Here is a 17,270-nt window from a genome sequence, read left to right on the forward strand (position 1 = left end):
TCGTTTCTGTTTGTTAGCCGTTTACAAGTTCTGTTACATTGCGCTCAATAACCCGAGCGCTAACAACTGTTGCGAGTGGAGCGCCGTTTACTTCGAATACATTTGCAGCGATGATTTCCTGCATCGCCGCTTCAATGCTTTGCGGCGTCAAATCTGCGCGGGGTTCATCCACCGTCAAACTCACCCTTTTCCCGCTTGCTGTGTTGAAGTTCAATTGTAGTGTTTTAGCCATTTTTTATCCCTCCTTTCCCCATTGTCTAGACTTCGGGCGCCAGCCGCTTGGTCATAAGCAATCAAGCTGTGTGGCTAAGTACGCCACGTCGCTAGATTGACTTATGCCCGTCGCGTCTAGCGGGCGCCCTGCGCTTTTCCTAATTTGTTAATTGGTTAGTCAATCAAACTCGATGTTTCCACGAGATCCGCTCCGATGAACAACAAAGTTGAGAGCCGACCAAGTTGCTCCAGCGCTTTGTACAAGTCCTCAGCTGGTGCATTTTCTTTGATATAGCGGTACGTCTTCGATTTACGGATGATCTTTCCGTCCTCTGTCAAACCACCGTCGAAGAGAACGCGGCCCGCCGCGTGTTGAAATTCGATTGTTGCAGCCATGTAATCACCTCCTTTCACCCTCTATATAGAGTGATAGGGAAGGAAAGGGGACATTGTTTGTGAAATGTTTGGTGTTTGTCGAACATTTATATAAAGGCCTTCTTAGAGGCTACATCTCTAAAGAAAAGGCGATTTCAGATTTCTCTTGGGATGCAATGAAACTCATTTATCAAACATAAAAACAGCGCTAGTGTTAAGTAGCCACTAGCGTTGCAAAGAAGTGGAAATATGTAAAATACCTTCAATAAGGAAATGGGTACACAGATTAATAACTTGGAGAAACAAAAAAAACTCCTAATGTAGATAAGGAAACGACGACTAAATTTCAGGTATTTGGTGTATGACGCTATCCTGGTAACTCACTATAATTCCATATTTACAAGGCATGGACTAGGTATTTACTGCAATTTCTAATTTCATTTGAGTTTTTATGTAATTTCATGAATTGTTCGTTGTTGTTTGTTGCACCGAATATCAAAATAGTAAAATCTTGATATATCAAAAAAATATGCCCTCAATTGACCAGCTAATTGGGGGCATATTTAGGGTTAAAGTTTAAGGAAAGTGATATGAAAATGAACAGCTACTAAATTAATGAAGGCGGCTTTCTCTTTTAGAAAGAAGCCTTCGTTGCTCGATTGCCCTATTTTGTCCGACGCCCTAGTTCCTTCTGAACCATTTCAAGCTTGGCCAACCGGAGCTTGCGCTCGTATGGGTCAGTCTCGGATTCCGGCTTGGCGAGATAGTCCTCGTTGTACTTGATTTCGAGATAGAGAATGTCCGTCGATTCCATGACGGTGTGGCGTTTGGACTTCTCCACCTCTGCCTCGATCTTTCCCGCCTCGTACTCCGCAGGGTCTCGCTGGGCAATCTCCGACAGGATGACCATGATTGACCTGGTGTCTGGTGACTTTTCGTTGTTCAGCAGCGTTAGCCGTTCATACAACTTCCTGTTGGTGAACTTCTTGACCTTAGCTTCACTGTATCTCATTTGGACAATCCGAACATGAAGTCAGCAGCGAATACTGCAGACTTTTCATTAATATCCAGAGCATCGAATTTGCCACGAAGAAGCGTCTCATCTCTAAAATAAGCTATTTCAAATTCTTTTGTTCGTTCACTGTAATACAATCTCACAATTTCTCCCCCTCTGTAAAAATTAGCTTATTCTAACATTGAATTAGTGCTTATTAAAGAGAGTGTAAAATATCTTGTGTAAATGAATAAATACAAAAAGGAAGACCTTTTCTTGGTAGAATTAAGTTACCACAACAAAACCTAGAAATGAGATCTTCTTTTTGACTCAGTTTACAACAGATATTGTTCAAGCACTAGTACAAAGACAAGATATTACCGAGGTTTTTCGTTTGCAAAACGATGCCTGTTCACCGTTCAAGAAAGAATAGTTTATTTGTTAAATAGCCCGGATAATTATGGAGTTAGATTAGAATTTCTTAATAGCCAAATAACAGTTGAGGAGCAATTAGCATATTTTGCCGTGCGTGATAAAAAGTATGACCTTATAACAAGTAAATTAGAAAGACTAGAATAGGTTATTTCTAATACCAATACTTCGGAAAAAGATTATTTTTGGAATCAAAGTCACTTGAAGTCAAAACTATAGAGATGGTAACAGAGATTGTAGAGGAACTATTTGATAAAATCTGGTATGACAGACATCAAGGATTAAACTATAGAATTGTAAATGGACTTGATACAATTCACCCTGACATTTGGGAAAGTGCGTTAAAATCTGCTAAAAGGGTAGAAGAGAAATATGGTGAAGAAAATTTGGATCCTTATGATGACTTTGAATGGGGAATGCTGAACGGTAAACTTTCTGCAATTAGGTGGTCACTTGGTGATGAATGGGATATGTTAGATACATGAAAAAGTTCCAGGTAAGCTAAGCTTGAAGAAATTCGGAATGTACATTTTGATTTTAAGGAGAGGAGAGTCAATATGGAAGTAGTGTATTTTGCAGGTGGATGTTTATGGGGAGTACAAGCATTTATAAAAACGTTACCTGGAGTTACGTTTACAGAAGCAGGAAGAGCTAATGGAACAAGTCATACACTTGAGGGTGATTATGATGGGTACGCCGAATGTGTAAAAACAGGATTTGATCCGACAGTTGTAACGATCAGGGAATTAATGGGGTATTTATTTGAAATCATTGATCCATACAGTTTGAATAAACAAGGACAGGATGTTGGCGAGAAATACAGAACAGGCGTATATAGTGAAAAGCCTGAACACTTAAAAGAGGCAAAGGCGTTTCTTAGTGAGAGAAATGATTATGACCTCATAGTTGTTGAAGTATTACCTCTTACAAACTATGTGAGAAGTGCAGAAGAACATCAAGATAGGTTAGCTAGATGTCCAAATGATTATTGTCATATTCCAGAAGAATTATTAACTAGGTATAAGTAAGGTAGAATAGTAATTTCAGGTACTGTGTCGACATTCTGACTACTCGTTACAATTACATATTTATAAGGCGTGGATTAGGTATTTACTATAATATCTAATCTTTTTTTTGCGTGTTTATGCAATTTCGCGCATTGTTTTTTATTACACAGCTTTGCTACAAAAAAAATATAGATCCATGACGTCTTATGCCTAGACGAACGATGCTTTCATGCTCTATATAGACAAACCATTCGAAAAAAGGGTACAACGTGATGACATTTATTTTTTCTTCACGATGGTAATGATTATGACCATAAGAACGAACCACTTCTGCCATATTTTTTACCAGCGATTGCCGTTAGACTTACCATTCGGTGCCAATGAGTTTACCAGTGGCGGAACGATAAGAAAGTGGAAATTTACAGTGTTAAGGGTTTTGAAAGATAAAAAAGCCTAACCCCTCTAGTCTTTGTGCAATTATGTGAATTGTACGTTATTGTTTGTTGCATCCACACATTTAATAGGCAAATATAAACCTCAACTATTTATTTATTCTGAATTTATGATACTATAGACTTATAAGAAGCACGTGCATAAATTCTGAATTATGTCCGAGTTATTCAACATAAGGCTAACTTTCTGCACTTGAATATGGTGTTTATTAAAATGGAAAGTGGGGTTATATGGATGAAGAGAGCTTTTATTATATTGGGTAACAATAAAGACACACAGGAATTGATTGATAATCTGAGAAAGAGGGATAGTGGGACGATTACCATCGTTGATGAAGAACTTGGAAATGGGCTATCTAGAAGAGGTGATCTTACCTATGTGAATTGGACTTATGTAGAAAGCGTCAAGGACATGGATCTCCCATTCGTCTATTACCACCACATACCACCAATGCATCGTAGGGATGGACGGAAATGGAGAAGGAGTTTAAGTAGTGTAGGGTGAATGGTGACGGTGCATTATATAATTTCAGATACCTGATAATCAAATCTTTATTGGTTTTTTATACGAATGGGTGAATTTTTCGTTGTTATTTGTTGCACATGGCCCCACGCAATTAGTTGTACATTTTGAAGTGGCTAGGATTTATTTGACTTGCATATAAGTTTACATTGTTCACGAAAACTCGCTTCATAACAATTGATATCAGGAGGGGTACATTGGAGAGAATCATTCAAATGCATATGGATTTTTATAACCGCCTAAAAGATGAAGCCAATGTATGGAAAGCGCTCGAACAGAAAAACATTCAAATCTTAGACGGCTTTCAAAACCAGATTGAACTCGTCCGTCTGTACTATCAACGTATGTATACAAATAAAAAGCAACGCATCGTCTTCTGTGGCATCAATCCTGGAAAAAATGGCGCAGGAAAGACGGGAATACCGTTTATTGATTTTAAAGGTGCTTCCCGACGTAAATGAAAACAGTAGCGAGAATAGCGCGCAATTCATCCTATCAGTCTATTGATGAGATTGGTGTTCAGGAATATCATAATCTTGTCTACATGACGAACATTTCATGGTATGGATTCAAGAATGACAGGCTATCAACTGGAAATACTATTGGAAAGAGCTCTTACTTCTAATACAGGAGATGCCTGTGAGGTAAACATAATACTCACCTTAGAATAATGATTACAAAAAACACGCTTATCCTTTTAAAAAAGGATAAGCGTGTTTTTTGATAACATGCAGAATAATTAATTGCTTGGTAATGGGGTATGTAATAATTTTCGTTATTATATTTTTCGGTATTTTTACCCAATTCAAAAAAGTTATTGACATAGTAAAACTATTCCGTTTATAATATAATTATCAGTTAATGATTATTGATTATCACTAGATGATAATTTACTGGAGGAGAAATGGTGAGTACTGAAAAAACATTAGACATATTAGATTTGTTTGATCTCAACGATAGGGCATTAACGGTTGCTCAAATTTCGGAGAAAATAAAACAACCACAGAGTTCCGTATATCGTTATGTTAGATTGCTAAGGGAACGTGATTTATTAAGGGAAGAAAGAAAGGGGGTCTATTCGTTAGGGTATAAAATGCTGAAGTATTATCGAATCCTCCGCTTGGATTCGAATTTAGCTGTCATTGCTGAAGAAGAGATGAAAAAGTTAACGAGTGAATTAAATGAAACTTCCATTTTACTAGTTCCTTCAAATTTGCAGGCTGTTTGTATAGCTACTGTGTCCTCTCAACATAAAATTAAGGTTACCTCGGAGCCAGGGGAAATTTTACCTCTATACGGAGGGGCATCTTCAAAGTCATTACTTGCCTATTTAGATGAAAGAGTATTAGAAAGTTTATATACCAAAACTGAAGTTCTTGCATATACAGAAAATACAATTACTAGTCTTTCTGAAATGAAAGCGCATCTACAGGAAATTAGAAATAAGGGCTATGCCTTTTCAGATAGTGAAATTGATGAAAGTGTTGTCGGATATGGGGTGCCTATTTTTGATAGTAATAATACTGTTGTTGCTTCACTGAGTGTTGCGGGTCTGAAAGATAATATGCTGAAAAAAGATAGCAAAAAAATAGTCCAGTCGTTAAAGGAAACAGCAGAGAAAATACAAAACTTTTTATGAGGTGAATGAGAATGAGTTATGAAAAAGTATTAAGAGGGAAAATTGTTCAAGATAGAGTGTTTGACGGAGAAATTGGAATTAGCAACGGGAAGATTGAAAAAGTGGTAGAAGGAAAAAATATATTGAAATCGGATAGTATTGAAGAATTTGAAAACGCTTTCATATTTCCGGGATTCGTTGATGTTCATGTCCATTGCTTTAGTAATCCTAATGAAGGATTTACAACAACGTCAAGATCAGCAGCTGTTGGAGGAGTAACAACGTTTTTGGACATGCCTTATGATCTTCCTAATCCAGTAAACAATGTTGACTTTTTCATTGATAAAGTGAAGCGTTTAGAAGAGGAAGCCGTTGTTGATATTTGCCTGTGGGGAACGATTTCAAAAACGGGTGGCCTAGATCAAATTATTCCGCTAGCTGAGGCCGGAGCTGTCGCCTTCAAGATGTCTACATTTGAAACGGATTCGTACCGTTTTCCACGGATTCCAGATGATGAAATTTTAAAGGCGATGGAGTTAATACAGGAAACGGGCTTAATCGTCGCTTTTCATGCGGAAAATGACGAAATTATCGTAAGTCTAATAGATGAATATAAAAAGGAGAATAAAGTATATCCAAGAGCCCATAATGAAACAAGACCGCCAGTTTCAGAAACGACTGCTGTATTGAAGCTAATGGAATTTGCGAAATGGACGGGTGTAAAGCTGCATATTGTTCATGTTAGTCATCCTCGTACAGTTGAACTCATTGAGTATTTTAAATCTACTGGTGTTCAAGTTACATGCGAAACTTGTTATACGTATTTACTTTTGGATGTCGATGATTTGGATAAGCACGGTCCTAAGGCTAAAATCAACCCACCTTTGCGACATAGGGAAGATGTAGATGGTCTATGGAAACACATTATGGATGATCATATCGATTTAATTTCTTCTGATCATGCTCCTTGGGAAGAAGAACATAAAGTAAAAGGAAATGACAATATTTTCTTAGCAGCATCTGGTATGCCAGGTTTAGAAATCATCGCACCGCTATTATTTAGCGAGGGAGTGACAAGTGGGAAAATTACTCCAGAGAAGTTTGCTAGGTTAATGGCGACAGCTCCTGCTGAAAAGTTTCAAATTCAAAATAAGGGTTCGATTAAAGAGGGGTATGACGCAGATTTCGCAATTATTGATCCTACTCAATCTTGGGAAATCGACGAGAAAAGATTTAACTCTTATTCAAAAATCTCACCATTTAACGGGAAAATAGTGCATGGAAAGAATATTGCTTCATTCGTTAGAGGAGAAAAAGTATACGATGGTGAAAATGTATTGGTCGATCCGGGGTTCGGTAAGTTTGTACCAGGCTTTGCTTATAAAGAAGAAAACCAAGTGAGAGGATGAAGATTATGAAAAAACATAAAGGTTTAGCTATCCTGTTTTTTGTAATATCTCTACTAGTTTTATCTGCTTGTGGAAAAAGCGAACTGAGCGGTTTGGAGAGTATAAAGGAAAAGGGGAAGATTGTAATTGCCACTAGTGGCGATAATCCTCCAACTATCTTTCCTAATGAAAATAACGAACTGGTTGGAATAGATGCGGATTGGGCAGCGATTATTGCTAAGGACTTAGGCGTTGAAATTGAGTGGAAAAGAGTAGACTTTAAGGGGATTATCCCAGGTATTACGTCGGGCAACTTTGATATTGGTATGTCGGGAATTTTAGTGACTGAGGAAAGAAAAAAAGCAATTGATTTTTCGGAACCATATGCAATTGATGAAGCTGTAGTAATCTTTCCGGAAGAAGTTACAAATATTAAAAGCCCGCATGATATAAAGGATAAAATTGTGGGCGTTGTCACTGGAAGCTCTAATGGAGAAGCTCCTGTAAAAGAAATTGGTGGCTATAAAGAGTTGAAACAATATCCAGGTGTGGCACAAGCGTTAGCAGATTTGCAAAACGAAAGAGTAGATGTTGTTGTGACTGGGAAAGTTGCAGCGGCTCACTGGTTAAAGAGTGAAGGAAAAGGATATAAAATGTCTGAAGAAGGCATAGCGGGAACAGGTATGGCAGCCGTTATCTCAAAAGGAAACACAGATTTAACGGAGGCAATAAATAAAGCCGTCCTAAAAGCAAAAGAAGAAGGAAAGTATGAAGAAATTGCGGAAAACTGGTTGGGTACAACGTTTTCAGAATAAGCAAAGTGGGTGAGGAAATTGTCGTTTGATATTGAAACAGTATGGACATACTTACCGGTCCTTCTAAAAGGTGCGCTGGTGACAATAGAAATATCCGTCATTACGTTAGTCATTGCAACTATTGCCGGTTTATTTCTAGCCCTTCTTAGAATTTCGGATAATAAATTAGTAAGGACTTTGGCAGCAACTTATGTATGGGTTTTCAGAGGAATACCACAGTTACTAATTCTGTTTTTCGTCTATTATGCTTTCCCAAGTTTAGGATTAAAACTACCAGCATTCACAGCGGCGATTATTGGACTAAGTATAACTGCTACTGCATATAAGTGTGAGATTTTCAGATCTGGTATCCAGGCGATACCAAAGGGGCAAATCGAATCCGCAATAGCTATTGGTATGAATTATGGTCTGATTATGAGAAGAATAATTATCCCGCAAGCAATCCGGATTGTAATTCCACCTTACATTAATAATGCGATTCTAATGCTGAAAAACTCCTCATTGGTCGCTGTTATTACGGTAGCTGATTTAATGCTTGTAAGCCAACAAATTTATAGTGCGACATACAAACCTGTAGAAATACTTGGGTTGGCAGGGGTGCTTTATTTGGCCATGACAAGTGTACTAATGATATTCCAAATTTGGGCGGAAAAAAAGGTGTCCTACTACACTAATTGATAGGAGGAATTTATATGAGTAGTACTTCAATTCTATCCGTTTCAGATTTAGAAAAGAGTTATGGAGATATTCATGTTTTAAAAGGTGTAAGCCTGGATGTGAAAAAAGGCGAAGTTATTTCGATAATTGGACCAAGTGGGACAGGAAAAAGTACATTATTAAGATGTATTAATTTCTTGGAAGAACCTAGCGGTGGGACAATTGATTTTGATGGCGAAAAGTATTGTACACTTGAAAGTCATTCCCGTAAACGAATGTATGACAAAAAGTTGATAAAATTAAGATCGAAAATTGGAATGGTATTTCAACAATTTAATCTATGGCCACATATGACGGTCTTACAAAATGTTATCGAAGGCCCGATGAAAATAAAAGGAATGTCTAAGGAACAAGCAACAAAAATAGCCAAAGAGACGCTCGATTTGGTTAAAATGGGTGAAAAGGCAAACCAATACCCAAACAAATTATCCGGTGGACAACAGCAACGTGTTGCAATTGCAAGAGCATTGGCGATGGAGCCTGAAATTATGCTTTTTGATGAGGTTACTTCAGCTTTAGATCCTCAACTTGTTGGTGAGGTTCTCGATGTAATGACCAGTTTGGCTAAACAAGGTATGACGATGTTAGCGGTTACTCATGAAATGAGGTTTGCCGAAAAAGTGGGCACACGCGTGATTTTCATGGATAAAGGAAAAATATTATCAGAAGGAAGCCCCGATGAGTTTTTCCACAATAACAAGAATGAGCGGGTTCAGGAATTTCTATCATCCGTTCGGAATACGTAATAATAATTAGAGTGAAAGTCAGCTGAAATAATGGTTGGCTTTTTGAAACATATTTTTTCGGAATATGTTTAATGGAAGGGGAATTACGTTGATCGGTTTATTAACATTAGGGACTAGTCCTAGAGAAGATTTAGAAAATGTCATTTCACCCATCATTTCACAAGATCATTTACTGCTACAAGGAGCATTAGATAATTTATCAAAAGATGAAATAGTAGCTCTTTGTGATATACCTGGAAATTATCCTTTATTTGTACGTACTGTTTATGGTTCATTTACGATACAACGAGAAGCCTTGCTTCCCTTGCTAACTAATAAGGCGAAAGAAATGGGCGGAATGGGAGTAAAAGCAATCATATTACTTTGTTCAGGTGATTTTGAACCTTTTTCGACTGAAATCCCATTAATGATTCCAGCTCGATTAGTAGAAGGTGGCGCAAAATCTATTGCTAAAAAAGGCGATATCGGCATAATCGTGCCCGTAGCCGATCAGGTTCCAGCAGCCGAAGCCAGATGGAGAAGGGCAGGATTCAATCCAATCATGATGGATGTAAATCCGACAACTGCGGACGCTGAAGAGATAGTAAAGAGCTTGGAGCCGCATTTCTTGGAACAAATTGTACTTGATTGTATTGGTTACTCACCAGAGTTGCAGAAGGAATTGAGTCAACGATTCGGTCTACCTGTATGGCTTCCATTAACCTTGGCAGCTAGAGTAGTAACAGACCTATACCCGGAAATCAGAACGGACCCGGATGCGTAAGGGATTTAAGGAATAGTTAGGGAGGGTATAATGGGAAATCATTGGGAAATGAATGAACAACGACTTTGGGGAAATATCATGACGCTGGCTCAAATCACAAATCTAGATAAGCCTTGGACTCGTAGACCTTTTACAAGTTCGTATGAAGAAGGAAGAGCGTTTGTAACTGAATTAATGACTGATGCTGGATTGACTGTATATAAAGATGCTTCATCAAACGTAATTGGTAGAATTGAAGGTACAGAGCCGAATTGGGCTCCGATCTTAATTGGATCCCATACAGATACCGTTTCAAGTGGAGGCAGATTTGATGGAATCATTGGTGTTCTAATTGGAATAGAAATCGTGAAATGTCTTCAAGAGCAAGGGCAAACTTTACGGCATACAGTGGAAATTGTTGACTTTACAGCAGAAGAGCCAACAGATTTTGGCATATCAACTGTTGGAAGTAGGGGAATGGTCGGGACTTTAACTAAGGAAATGCTCAGTTTAAAGGATCCTGAAGGTAGAACTTTAGAAGAAGCGATTCGTTTTGCTGGAGGTAAGCCCGAAGAAATTGAAGGGGAAATTAGAAAAACTGGAGATGTAGCGCTATATTTAGAAATTCATATTGAACAAGGCCCAGTTCTAATCGAATCTGAAAAAATATTGGCAGCTGTAACAGGAATAGTTGGAATTCAACGGTATCGTATCACACTAACCGGACAACCTGATCATGCAGGGACAACGCCTATGAGCATGCGAAAGGATGCTTTAACCGGAGCCGGGCAGCTTTTTACCGAGTTGGAATCAATTTGCAACGAGGAATACGATTCACCTATCGTAGGAACGGTAGGCACTGTTTCTGTCTATCCAAACGCTGCAAATGTAGTGCCGGGTCAAGTAACATTCACTTTTGAGGTTCGCAGCATTGACGCAAATTTAGTAGAGCAAACTTGCCAAAGGTTCATATCCTTTGCTGAAAATATTGCAAGCGAACGCGGCCTCTCTATTAACGCTGAATTACTGTCCAAATCGGATCCGATTGTAGTATCCGATGTTGTTCGAAATATAATTGTGGAAGCGTGCGAAGAGACGGTCGGACATGCTGTTTCCATACCGAGTGGTGCGGGGCATGATGCCAACCAACTGGCGAAAATTGCTCCGGTAGGTATGATTTTTGTGCCTAGTAAAGGCGGACGTAGTCATTGCCCAGAAGAATGGACTGAATCTAGTCATATCGCGGACGGAGCTAAAGCGTTGAGCAGAGCATTGATTTCTTTTGATGAAAAGATAGATAATCCTCGATTTACTTTTTAGGGTACCCGTCCAATAGGCTATTGGGAGAATACGCATAGTGTCAGGTGCCTGGTGTATGAAATAATTAAATTACAATGATTAACCATAGAATCCCTAGCGACTTCAAGTAAGATATTAGTACCTGGGTGTTCAATCTCATCACTACACTCACAAATTAAAGGTTCCTGCATGAAGCTATTCTGATTTTTAACTACAATTACATATTTATAAGGCGTGGATTAGGTATTTACTATAATATCTAATCTTCTTTGTTTTTTCATTCAATTGTGTAAATTGCTTGTTATTTACCGTTGCAATAATCACTATTATTAATCAATTTTAGCTATGGACGCAGTTACCTATCGAGAAAGGGGCATTCCTTCAGTGAATTGTGGACTTACTTCATATAATATGGGAAATATATATAGATTAATGAATTAAAAGATGTAGCTAAAATTCATACGCTAACAGCTTTTGATTATCATTCTTGGGGAATGGAACTATGAAATAAACCTAAAAGTAACTCTGGAGTTAAATCAGAGTTACTTTTTTTAATAGAATAGTTGATGAAATTTCAGGTACCTATTTTCAAATCTAATAGAGGTTAGCTTTCACTTTCGGTAAAAATTGGGGAATGAGGTTATATTCAATAGCTGAATTGGAAAGAGTGATAGTGATCGTGATTTTTAATTATCTGAACTAGAGAAAGTGGTGTCAAGATGTTGGAATTTATGAAGGATATGCTCCTTATATTAGGAAGAATAGTTACTATTATACCGTTGTTATTGTTTACCACCCTATTTATGGGGAAACGTGCCATTGGTGAATTGCCGGTATTTGACTTTTTAATCGTCATTATATTAGGGGCACTTGTTGGAGCTGATATTGCTGAACCTGATATTAAACATTTACCGACTGCTTTTGCTATCATTGCGATCGGCGTTTTTCAAAGGATTGTTACGAGATGGAAAATATCTAATCGTAAAATAGGCAGATTACTAACATTTGAACCAACCGTTGTTCTTCAAAATGGAAAATTTGTGAATGAAAACTTAAAGAAAATTCGTTATTCTATTGATAATATCCTTCAAATGCTTAGAGAAAAAGATGTATTTGATATTAACGAAGTAGAAACAGCAATTATTGAAGCAAACGGGGCATTAAGTGTATTAAAAAAACCACAAAAGAATTCGGTGACGCTAGAAGATATGAATATCATAAAACCAACGTCTACGATTTCCTTTCCAGTTATCGTAGAAGGAACACTTTACACAGACGTGTTAAGGGATGTTAATTTAGATGAAGCATGGCTACAACAAGAATTAGACAATCAAGGAGTTAATGATCTAAAGGATGTTTTTTTTGCCTCTATCAATCACAATCGTGAACTGCATATTTCTTTAAAAAATGAAAAGAACTTAGCCATACCGACTATAAAACACTGAGTGTCAGGTAGCTGCGCGCGAAACTAATCAGTTTGAATGTCAGGTACCTATGCATGGGGTTATTTGGGCAATTCACTACAGTTACATATTTATAAGGCGTGGATTAGGTATTTACTATAATATCTAATCTTCTTTATGTTTTCATACAATTCAGTGAATTATTCGTTGTTGTTTGTTGGACTGGCACCGATTTTTTTCTCAAAAGAGCGTAAGAACCGCTTTTGATTGTCAATAAGATTGGTTATCCTCCAATTGAGGCAGAAGATGCGAGGCTGTTTTTCAACTTATTGATATGCGATATGAAAAGAAGAGTATGATCCTGACGGTAAATGTACATGGGACGTATTCTTTCAGGAAGCAACCGCAATTTTAGACCGGGTTTTACGTCACACGACCATTGTTTAAATAGCTTGATGTTTATATGGATTCGAGGATCATTTAATGAAGGAAAACAAGTGATTTTGTACAAATATACATAGTTATTTTGGTGGTTATGCCTACTTATTGCTGAGAAATCAGCGGGAAAAGTACTAAAATTTTGTCTTCCAAAGTTGTCCTTGACAAATAATTTGAAAAAGGTCATAATTTAAACGCAGGCTCTAGTTGATAACGATTATCATTTTCGTTTAGGAGGTAATAATAGTAAATGAGAATGAAGGTTAGTAACGTTGAAGTTGGTTACGACAAAAAAGTAATTGTTAACGGCTTAACAATTGAGATTCCTGATGGGAAGATTACCACAATTATAGGGTCAAATGGATGTGGAAAATCTACATTATTAAAAGCAATGACAAGAATTATTCCTTATCAAAAAGGACAAGTTTTGCTTGATGGAGCTGATATACAGAAGCGGAATACAAAAGAAATGGCAAAAGAACTATCAATACTACCACAAACGCAAGATAGTGCAGTTGGACTCTTAGTTGAAGAATTGGTCTCTTATGGACGTTTTCCATATCAATCAGGTTTTGGAAACTTGAAAAAAGAAGATAAGAAAATAATTGAGTGGGCAATGAAATCTACAAACGTTTATGAATTTAAAGATGACTTAGTAGATGAACTTTCAGGAGGACAAAAACAACGCGTTTGGATTGCGATGGCTCTGGCACAAAATACAGACATAATTTTTTTAGATGAGCCTACAACATATTTAGACATGGCACACCAACTCGAAGTGTTAAAACTGTTACAAAAGTTAAATGTACAAGAAAATCGAACAATTGTTATGGTGTTACATGATTTAAATCATGCGGCAAGATTTTCACATTTTATGATTGCTCTTGAAAATGGATCTTTAATAAAATCTGGAACGCCAGAAGAAGTGATGACACCAGAAGTTTTACATAAAGTCTTCGATATTGATGCCGTAATTTGTAAAGACCCTCGTTCAAACAAACCAATGTGTATTACATATGATCTTATAAAAGGAGAATAACGATGAAAAAACGGCTTATATTTATAGTAGCAGCTTTAATGCTTGTATTAGCAGCATGTGGAAATGAGGATTCAACTAAGGAAGAAACAACAAAAAATGACGATACAGAAACGTCTAAAACAACATCTGATACAATCACTTATCAATCAGAATCAGGTCCAATTGAAGTGCCCGCTAATCCTCAACGTGTAGTCGTTTTATCATTATACGCGGGAGATTTAATCCAATTAGGTGTTAATATTGTCGGCGTAGATTCTTGGTTAAAAGATAATCCAAACTTTGCTGAAGGGTTAGCAAATGCTGAAGTTATAGCAAGTGATGATTATGAAAAAATTATCGAACTTGACCCAGATTTAATTATTGGTTCAGTAGATGTGGAAGATGCTGCCAAGTTACAAGAAATTGCGCCAACAGTGTTATTTACATACGGTGCTGTAGGCTATCTAGAACAACATATTGAAGTTGCTAAAGTTGTTAATAAAGAAGCTGAAGCAACTGCTTGGGTAGAAGATTTTAAAGTACGTTCTCAAGCAGTAGGTGAAGAAATAAAAGAAAAATATGGTGAAGATGTAACGGTTACTGTAGCAGGAAACTATGATAAGCAAATCTCTTTATTCGGAGATAACTGGGGACGTGGAACGGAAATTATCTACCAAGCGATGGGCTTGAAAATGCCCCAATCTGTAGAAGATGTGGTACTTGACCCAGGTTATTTTACAATTTCAGAAGAAGTATTTGGTGACTATATTGGTGATTTCTTAATACTAAACGTGGTTAGAGAAGGTCAAGATACTTCATTTCTTGACTCAAAATGGTATAACAATATCCCGGCCGTAAAAAATGGCAATGTCTTTTATGCTGAAGGTCCCGCATTCTACTATAATGACGCCTATTCGTTAGATTTTCAATTAGACTTCTTTGAAAAATCTTTTTTAGGTAACTAAGAAAGGGGTATGTGATGAAAGCATCTTATTCCGTTATAAGTAAAATGCTCCTATCATTAATTGTATTGATACTAATAATTTTAGTAGCATTAGGCTTTGGGGCAGCAAATACAAGTTTTCAAGATTTGTATGAAGCAATAATCGCAAAAAGCGGCGGCTCCTATTATGAAATTCTCAGAGAAATTCGTATACCACGCGTCATCGCAGCATTTTTTGTAGGTGCAGCATTAGCAGTTGCTGGTGCAATCATGCAAGGAATGACGAGAAATCCGCTTGCCGATCCAGGGTTACTCGGGTTAACTTCGGGTGCTAATCTAGCTCTTGCATTGGTTTTAGCTTTTATACCTGGCCTCCCGTTTTTAATGCTTATGTTAAGTTGTTTTATCGGTGCAGCAATAGGGATGCTAATTGTCTTTGGTATAGGTGTCTCTTCCAAAAACGGTCTATCTCCTCTAAAACTTGTTTTAGCAGGGGCGGCCGTTTCTCTGTTTCTACAAGCAATTTCGGACGGAATTGGCATCGTTTTTAATGTCTCTAAAAACATTAGCATGTGGACTGCTGGTGGTTTAATCGGCACAACATGGCCTACTTTGATTATCGTTCCTTTCATTATTGTTGGACTAGTTATCGCTATTATATATAGTAAACAATTAACGTTACTTAGTTTAAATGAAGAATTAGCAATAGGGCTTGGACAAAAAACAAAAGTAATCAAATCGCTTTTAATGTTAATTGTTATTATATTAGCTGGTGCAGCCGTTGCATTAATAGGGAGTTTATCTTTCATCGGCCTATTTATTCCCCATATCGTTCGTAAAATCGTTGGTGCAGATTACCGATTCATCATACCGATGTCCATTATTGTCGGAGGAACATTTATGATTTTCACAGACTTTATTAGCCGGAAAATTATTGCTCCATTTGAAATACCTGTAGCTGCATTAGTAGCATTAGTTGGTTTACCTTTCTTCATATATATAGTAAAGAAAGGTGGTCGTACTTTCTTTGTATAAAAAAAATAACAAGCTGTTTATGTATTGTTTAATGATCGTTTTATTACTACTAAGCATAATTGCAGGTATTGGCTTAGGCCCCTCTTCGATCGGATTTAGTAAACTTATTCCGACAATTATAGGAGAAGGTACATTTAAAGAGGAATTCATCTTATTTTCAGTTCGTATGCCTCGTGTATTTGTTCTTGCTTTAGCCGGAATGTCACTTGCTTTATCTGGTGCGATTTTACAAACATTGACGAGAAACGATTTAGCTGATCCAGGGATTATTGGAATAAACGCTGGGGCAGGTGTTGCCATTACAGTGTTTTATTTATTTGTCGATGCTAAATTAGAATATTATTCCTATGTATTACCGGCAGTTGGCTTTGTAGGCGCACTAATTGTAGCTATGTTTATATTTGTTTTTGCAGTGGATAAACGAAATGGAATTCAACCAATAAAACTAGTTTTGATGGGTGTAGGATTTGCATCAGCCTTATCAGGTTTAATGATCATTTTAATCTCGGGTGCAAAACAAGAGGACGTACAATTTGTTGCAAAGTGGCTATCTGGAAATGTTTGGGGAGCAGATTGGCCATTCATTTTGGCACTTCTTCCGTGGCTTATAATAGCGGTACCTATTTTATATGCGAAACAAAAATCGATGAATCTACTAGCTTTGAATGAAACTGTGGCAAAAGGATTAGGTGTTTCGATTAAGCGAGATCGCATACTATTACTAATTATCGCCGTAGCATTAGCAGCCTCAGCCGTTTCCGTTGTAGGAAGTATTAGTTTTATCGGATTAATTGCACCTCATATTGCAAAACAATTGGTCGGTTCAAAACATCAAAACTTTTTATTTTTGTCACCCCTTATCGGTGCGGCAATATTAGTTTTTGCTGATACAATTGGTAGAATCATTTACAGTGAGGCAACTATTCCAGCTGGAATTATCGTTGCTATTATAGGAGCACCGTATTTCTTATACTTATTAAGAAAAAAGGTATGATTCCTTACTTATTTACTCAAATTTCGCCCAGTGAATTAGGAAAAAAACTTGATGTAACTAAGCGGACCTTCAATCCATTTATTCCGGTGAGTGGAATTGTCGGTGTAATTCTTGTTTT

The 17,270-nt window shown here is 37.2% G+C and carries 20 protein-coding genes and 1 pseudogene; 17 read left to right on the top strand and 4 right to left on the bottom strand.

What is annotated here, in order from left to right; translation table 11 throughout:
• Nucleotides 1-13: 13 nt before the first annotated feature.
• From MKZ26_RS17895 to MKZ26_RS17910, 4 genes are all read right to left on the bottom strand, one after another.
• Nucleotides 14-232, bottom strand: coding sequence for a DUF2922 domain-containing protein (locus MKZ26_RS17895; protein ID WP_187045791.1), 219 nt, complete (start codon nt 230-232; stop codon nt 14-16).
• Between the two features lie 155 nt (nt 233-387).
• Nucleotides 388-609 (bottom strand): DUF1659 domain-containing protein, encoded by a 222-nt coding sequence (locus MKZ26_RS17900; RefSeq protein ID WP_067212838.1) that lies wholly within the window; start codon nt 607-609, stop codon nt 388-390.
• A gap of 643 nt (nt 610-1,252) precedes the next feature.
• Nucleotides 1,253-1,600 carry a hypothetical protein gene (locus MKZ26_RS17905; protein WP_340767008.1) on the bottom strand — a complete coding sequence of 116 codons (348 nt, stop codon included), beginning with the start codon at nt 1,598-1,600 and terminating at the stop codon, nt 1,253-1,255.
• Entirely contained in the window at nt 1,597-1,746 is a 150-nt protein-coding gene (locus tag MKZ26_RS17910; RefSeq protein WP_340767009.1) for a hypothetical protein, read from the bottom strand. The genes MKZ26_RS17905 and MKZ26_RS17910 overlap by 4 nt, the downstream gene beginning before the upstream one ends.
• Before the next feature lie 453 nt (nt 1,747-2,199).
• Here MKZ26_RS17910 and MKZ26_RS17915 point away from each other — a divergent pair, with 453 nt between their 5' ends.
• The 17 genes and pseudogenes from MKZ26_RS17915 (at nt 2,200) to MKZ26_RS17990 (ending at nt 17,152) form a co-directional block, all read left to right on the top strand.
• Nucleotides 2,200-2,499 carry a hypothetical protein gene (locus MKZ26_RS17915; RefSeq protein WP_340767010.1) on the top strand — a complete coding sequence of 100 codons (300 nt, stop codon included), beginning with the start codon at nt 2,200-2,202 and terminating at the stop codon, nt 2,497-2,499.
• Between the two features lie 72 nt (nt 2,500-2,571).
• Entirely contained in the window at nt 2,572-3,042 is a 471-nt protein-coding gene (locus tag MKZ26_RS17920; RefSeq protein ID WP_340767011.1) for a peptide-methionine (S)-S-oxide reductase, read from the top strand.
• A 666-nt stretch (nt 3,043-3,708) separates the two neighbouring features.
• Nucleotides 3,709-3,978, top strand: a complete 270-nt coding sequence (locus MKZ26_RS17925; protein WP_340767012.1) for a hypothetical protein — start codon at nt 3,709-3,711, stop codon at nt 3,976-3,978.
• 215 nt (nt 3,979-4,193) lie between these two features.
• Nucleotides 4,194-4,457 carry a hypothetical protein gene (locus tag MKZ26_RS17930; protein WP_340767013.1) on the top strand — a complete coding sequence of 88 codons (264 nt, stop codon included), beginning with the start codon at nt 4,194-4,196 and terminating at the stop codon, nt 4,455-4,457.
• Between the two features lie 446 nt (nt 4,458-4,903).
• The gene (locus MKZ26_RS17935) at nt 4,904-5,635 is read left to right on the top strand and encodes an IclR family transcriptional regulator (RefSeq protein WP_340767014.1); all 732 of its coding nucleotides are present in this window, start codon (nt 4,904-4,906) and stop codon (nt 5,633-5,635) included.
• 11 nt (nt 5,636-5,646) lie between these two features.
• Nucleotides 5,647-7,023: a dihydroorotase gene (locus MKZ26_RS17940; protein WP_340767015.1), complete on the top strand. Its 1,377-nt coding sequence runs from the start codon at nt 5,647-5,649 to the stop codon at nt 7,021-7,023.
• A gap of 5 nt (nt 7,024-7,028) precedes the next feature.
• Nucleotides 7,029-7,817 (top strand): substrate-binding periplasmic protein, encoded by a 789-nt coding sequence (locus MKZ26_RS17945; protein ID WP_340767016.1) that lies wholly within the window; start codon nt 7,029-7,031, stop codon nt 7,815-7,817.
• Nucleotides 7,818-7,835: 18 nt separating this feature from the next.
• Entirely contained in the window at nt 7,836-8,495 is a 660-nt protein-coding gene (locus MKZ26_RS17950) for an amino acid ABC transporter permease (protein ID WP_340767017.1), read from the top strand.
• Nucleotides 8,496-8,509: 14 nt separating this feature from the next.
• Nucleotides 8,510-9,280, top strand: coding sequence for an amino acid ABC transporter ATP-binding protein (locus tag MKZ26_RS17955; protein WP_340767018.1), 771 nt, complete (start codon nt 8,510-8,512; stop codon nt 9,278-9,280).
• Nucleotides 9,281-9,368: 88 nt separating this feature from the next.
• Nucleotides 9,369-10,043, top strand: a complete 675-nt coding sequence (locus MKZ26_RS17960) for an AroM family protein (protein ID WP_340767019.1) — start codon at nt 9,369-9,371, stop codon at nt 10,041-10,043.
• 30 nt (nt 10,044-10,073) lie between these two features.
• The gene (locus MKZ26_RS17965; RefSeq protein WP_340767020.1) at nt 10,074-11,342 is read left to right on the top strand and encodes a Zn-dependent hydrolase; all 1,269 of its coding nucleotides are present in this window, start codon (nt 10,074-10,076) and stop codon (nt 11,340-11,342) included.
• A 698-nt stretch (nt 11,343-12,040) separates the two neighbouring features.
• Nucleotides 12,041-12,766, top strand: a complete 726-nt coding sequence (locus MKZ26_RS17970; RefSeq protein ID WP_340767021.1) for a DUF421 domain-containing protein — start codon at nt 12,041-12,043, stop codon at nt 12,764-12,766.
• A gap of 218 nt (nt 12,767-12,984) precedes the next feature.
• Nucleotides 12,985-13,171, top strand: a pseudogene (locus tag MKZ26_RS22390) (ATP-binding protein); the annotation flags it as partial.
• Nucleotides 13,172-13,412: 241 nt separating this feature from the next.
• On the top strand, nt 13,413-14,201 hold the full coding sequence (locus MKZ26_RS17975) for an ABC transporter ATP-binding protein (RefSeq protein ID WP_067212792.1): 789 nt from the start codon (nt 13,413-13,415) through the stop codon (nt 14,199-14,201).
• A 2-nt stretch (nt 14,202-14,203) separates the two neighbouring features.
• Complete coding sequence (locus MKZ26_RS17980) at nt 14,204-15,145, top strand: ABC transporter substrate-binding protein (protein ID WP_340767022.1); 942 nt, start codon at nt 14,204-14,206, stop codon at nt 15,143-15,145.
• Between the two features lie 14 nt (nt 15,146-15,159).
• The gene (locus tag MKZ26_RS17985; RefSeq protein ID WP_067212786.1) at nt 15,160-16,158 is read left to right on the top strand and encodes a FecCD family ABC transporter permease; all 999 of its coding nucleotides are present in this window, start codon (nt 15,160-15,162) and stop codon (nt 16,156-16,158) included.
• Complete coding sequence (locus MKZ26_RS17990) at nt 16,136-17,152, top strand: FecCD family ABC transporter permease (RefSeq protein ID WP_445683434.1); 1,017 nt, start codon at nt 16,136-16,138, stop codon at nt 17,150-17,152. Before MKZ26_RS17985 ends, MKZ26_RS17990 begins: the two co-directional genes overlap by 23 nt.
• The last annotated feature ends 118 nt before the right edge of the window (nt 17,153-17,270 follow it).

Origin of the sequence: Sporosarcina sp. FSL K6-6792, from assembly GCF_038004885.1 — a bacterium.
Taxonomy (GTDB): Bacteria; Bacillota; Bacilli; order Bacillales_A; family Planococcaceae; genus Sporosarcina; species Sporosarcina psychrophila.